This is a genomic window from Priestia sp. YIM B13489 (assembly GCF_042787645.1).
In the GTDB taxonomy this organism is placed as follows: domain Bacteria; phylum Bacillota; class Bacilli; order Bacillales; family Bacillaceae_H; genus Priestia; species Priestia megaterium.
Genome location: NZ_JBHZOQ010000034.1, coordinates 1 through 3,431 on the forward strand (window position 1 = coordinate 1; position 3,431 = coordinate 3,431).

General features: G+C 38.4%; 2 protein-coding genes. Both read left to right on the forward strand.

The window, feature by feature from the left end:
• Window positions 1-664 precede the first annotated feature (664 nt).
• Entirely contained in the window at window positions 665-1,783 is a 1,119-nt protein-coding gene (locus ACFX4W_RS01810; RefSeq protein ID WP_138824840.1) for a response regulator aspartate phosphatase, read from the forward strand.
• Window positions 1,784-2,247: 464 nt separating this feature from the next.
• Window positions 2,248-3,273, forward strand: coding sequence for a protein rep (locus tag ACFX4W_RS01815; RefSeq protein WP_341004343.1), 1,026 nt, complete (start codon window positions 2,248-2,250; stop codon window positions 3,271-3,273).
• Window positions 3,274-3,431 lie beyond the last annotated feature (158 nt).

Sequence of the window (3,431 nt, forward strand, 5' to 3'; positions counted from 1 at the left end):
AACGGGCAGACCGTTGGCGGGTTTGGGCAGAGCCCGAAAAGAGTCACTGGAGAACCAGTGCCCACTTATGCACCTAAATAGGTGCGGTGGGTTTTCTTTCCGTTCAAAGCAGAATGCCAGGGTATTGTACCGTTGGCATGAAAGTATCAAAAATGATACGATTAAAGAAATATTTGTGCGTCTGTTTTGTTTGGCGAAAGTGCGCAGCGGAAGACGACGACAGTCGTCGAGTGGCAACGAAAAGCGAAGCACTGAGAGCCAAACGGGAACCCCCCCACTCTAACAGGGGGGTACTACGGAAGAAAAAAGCAAATTAAGGCTAGTCATAGCAATGGATTGACTCGTTTTGAGTTTGTGACAAAGATTTATTTGAATGATTAAAACGTATAAAAATACCGAGGCTGTAATTCTAAAATGCCTCTGAAAGCGTTCAGATTTGATTCTGAGCGCTTTTATTTTTGTTGAGGTAATTTAAATAGGGTAATTAGTTAAAAACGCTTATAAGGGATTTAAATGCGTTTTTTCGTTTTGTCTGCTGAATTCATTTTAAAAAACGTTTGCGAGATACCGAAAATTTTCAAAAATGGAAACGCAAGCAAGTTATAGCCGTATTTCATGTGCTAGGATTTAACATAAAAAAGCGATGTATCGGGGGATTGATGGTATGGGAACTATTGCAGCGCCTGTGGTTGGTCAGAAGATTAATGAGTGGTATCGGCATATCAAAAGGTTGAATGTGACAGATGCAGAGATTCTCCGTAACGAAGTTAAGAATGAACTAGATTTGATGGAGGAAGACGAACAGGTTGTTCTTTATTTTCAGCTAATGGAATTTCGCCATGAACAGATGCTTGAATACGTAAATCCATCAAAAAATACTGTCAACAAAGCTGATTATTTGAGAGCTGTCGAAGGTGAAGGAAAAAGGCTTACTGGTATTATGGAGTACTACTTCAATTTTTTCAGAGGGATGTATGAGTTTTCTAAAGGGGAGTACATAAAAGCTATTACATTTTATCGCTATGCTGAAAGAAAACTTGATAAAGTAGCTGATGAATTGGAGCGTGCGGAGTTCTTTTTCAAAATGGCAGAAATCTTTTATCACATGAAGCAAACACATCTATCTATGTATTATGTTGAACAGGCGTATCATGCTTATAAGGCAAACAGTATATATCAAGTTAGGTTAATCCAGTGTAGATTCGTGATTGCAGGAAATTATGACGATCTGGTCAGTTATGAGAAGGCACTTCCCCATTTGAAACTAGCTTTACAGGAATCTATTGCACTTGGCCATGATTACATTACGACTAAGGGTTTGTTGAATTTAGGAAACTGTTTTAATAAACAAGATGATGTTGCGAAAGCAACAGTATATTACCAACGTGCATTAGAGTTAGGCGAGAAGATCGGTGCTAAAGAGGTAGTACAAGCTTGTTATGATTTGGCCATCATTTTCTTTAAGCAGGGACGAAAAGAAGAAGCTCTTGATTATTGTGAGAAAGGAAAAAGTTATGCTGAAAAGTATGATGATTACATGTTTGTCGATCTTTTTAATGTGCTTCATGAGTTATATGTGACGGTTTCGCCTAGTGTTGAAGTCAATCAAAAATTTGATCAACTTTTATATAGTCGTGGTTATCCTTATTTAGAAGACCTAGCTTTAGAGGCTGGAAGATTTTATAATGACATAGAACGACTGGATGATTCTGTATTTTTTTACAGGAAGATGATCCAAGTTCAGAAACTGATTCAAAGGGGCGATTTTGAATATGAAGTTTAAAAAAATTATGGCTGCCGTTTTGATTTTAGCTGTGGCTGTTGCGCCAGTTTATGGTTTAGCGACGCAAGATAACAGCGTTTCTGTTGCTTCAAGGAATGCAACATGATGTATCGTATTCGATTTGGAACATGAAAATCGACAGACCTTTAGGGTCTGTTTTTTTTGTTGTGCAGCATGGCCCCCAAAAAAAACCCCCTATGGGGGGGTTAGTGGTTTTTTGTTTTTGGTTTTAAAAAAGCCAGCAATTTTGCTGGTCTTTTTTGCGATTTCAACGAAGTTGTAATCGTGTCTTTTCTTATCTTGATACATATAGAAACATTGTCATTTTGAAAAAGTTCGATAAATTCAATGGTGTCAAGGCTTTAAAGGCATTTTGACAGCACAAAACTCCATCTGCTATTATTAAGGTGTCGAATCTTAAATAATAGAATGCTAGAGAACTAGCGCAGAAGGAGTTTTTTGCTTTGTTATATTCATCTGAATCGAATTATAGCATCCTTGAGGACAAAACCGCAACAGGTAAAAAGCGGGATTGGCGAGGGAAGAAGGTGAGATCGTCATTGATGGCGGCTCATTATGAAGGACTTGAAAAGCGTACCGGTGCGCCTTACTACGGAAAAAAGGCAGAGAAAGTATGTGATTGTGCGGAATGTCTTGCGTTTAGAAGAGATAACGAAACGGGCAGACTACGATTATATCAAGCCTATTTTTGTAAAGTGAGGTTATGCCCTATGTGTGCGTGGCGAAGGTCATTGAAAATTGCTTATCACAATAAATTGATCGTTGAAGAAGCGAATCGACAATATAAGCCCGCATGGATATTTCTCACGTTGACGGTGAAAAATGTTGAGGGTGACCATTTAAAACAAAAAATTACTGATATGATGCAAGGTTTTAGAAAGCTGTTTCAATATAAAAAAGTGAAATCTGGAACACTTGGTTTTTTCAGAGCTTTAGAGATTACGAAAAACCATGAAGAGAATACATATCATCCACATTTCCATGTCTTAATTCCAGTGAAGCGAAGTTATTTCACAGGGAAAAGCTATATCAAGCAAGCAGAATGGACAAGCCTTTGGAAGCGTGCAATGAAATTGGATTACACACCTATTGTGCATGTGCAGCGGGTCAAAGGAAAAAAGGGAATCGATGCGGAAGCGATTGAAAAAGAAGTGCGCGAAGCAATGGAAGAACAAAAGGCGATTCTTGAAATCTCGAAGTATCCTGTCAAGGATACGGATGTGATACGTGGGAATGAGGTGACCGAGGAAAATTTGGATACGGTCTATTACTTGGATGGTGCTTTAGCTTCCAGAAGGCTGATCGGTTACGGCGGGATCTTGAAGGAGATCCATCAGGAACTCAATTTGACGGATCCTGAAGACGGAGATTTGATCAGAATTGAAGAAGATGATGATGAGGTAGCCAATGAGGCGTTTGAAGTTATGGCTCATTGGCATGTTGGCATCAAGAATTACATAATCACATAGAAAAATAGAGAAATAATCGGTCTGCTTTTTTTCTGTTACTTCATCACTTTTTAGACAATGTGTATTTGATTACAAAATATTCAAAAGCAAGTAAGAAAGCTGTTATATGGCTGGATTTTTCGTTGTAGCAAGCGTTGCTTGCTTCTTTTTTTTATTTA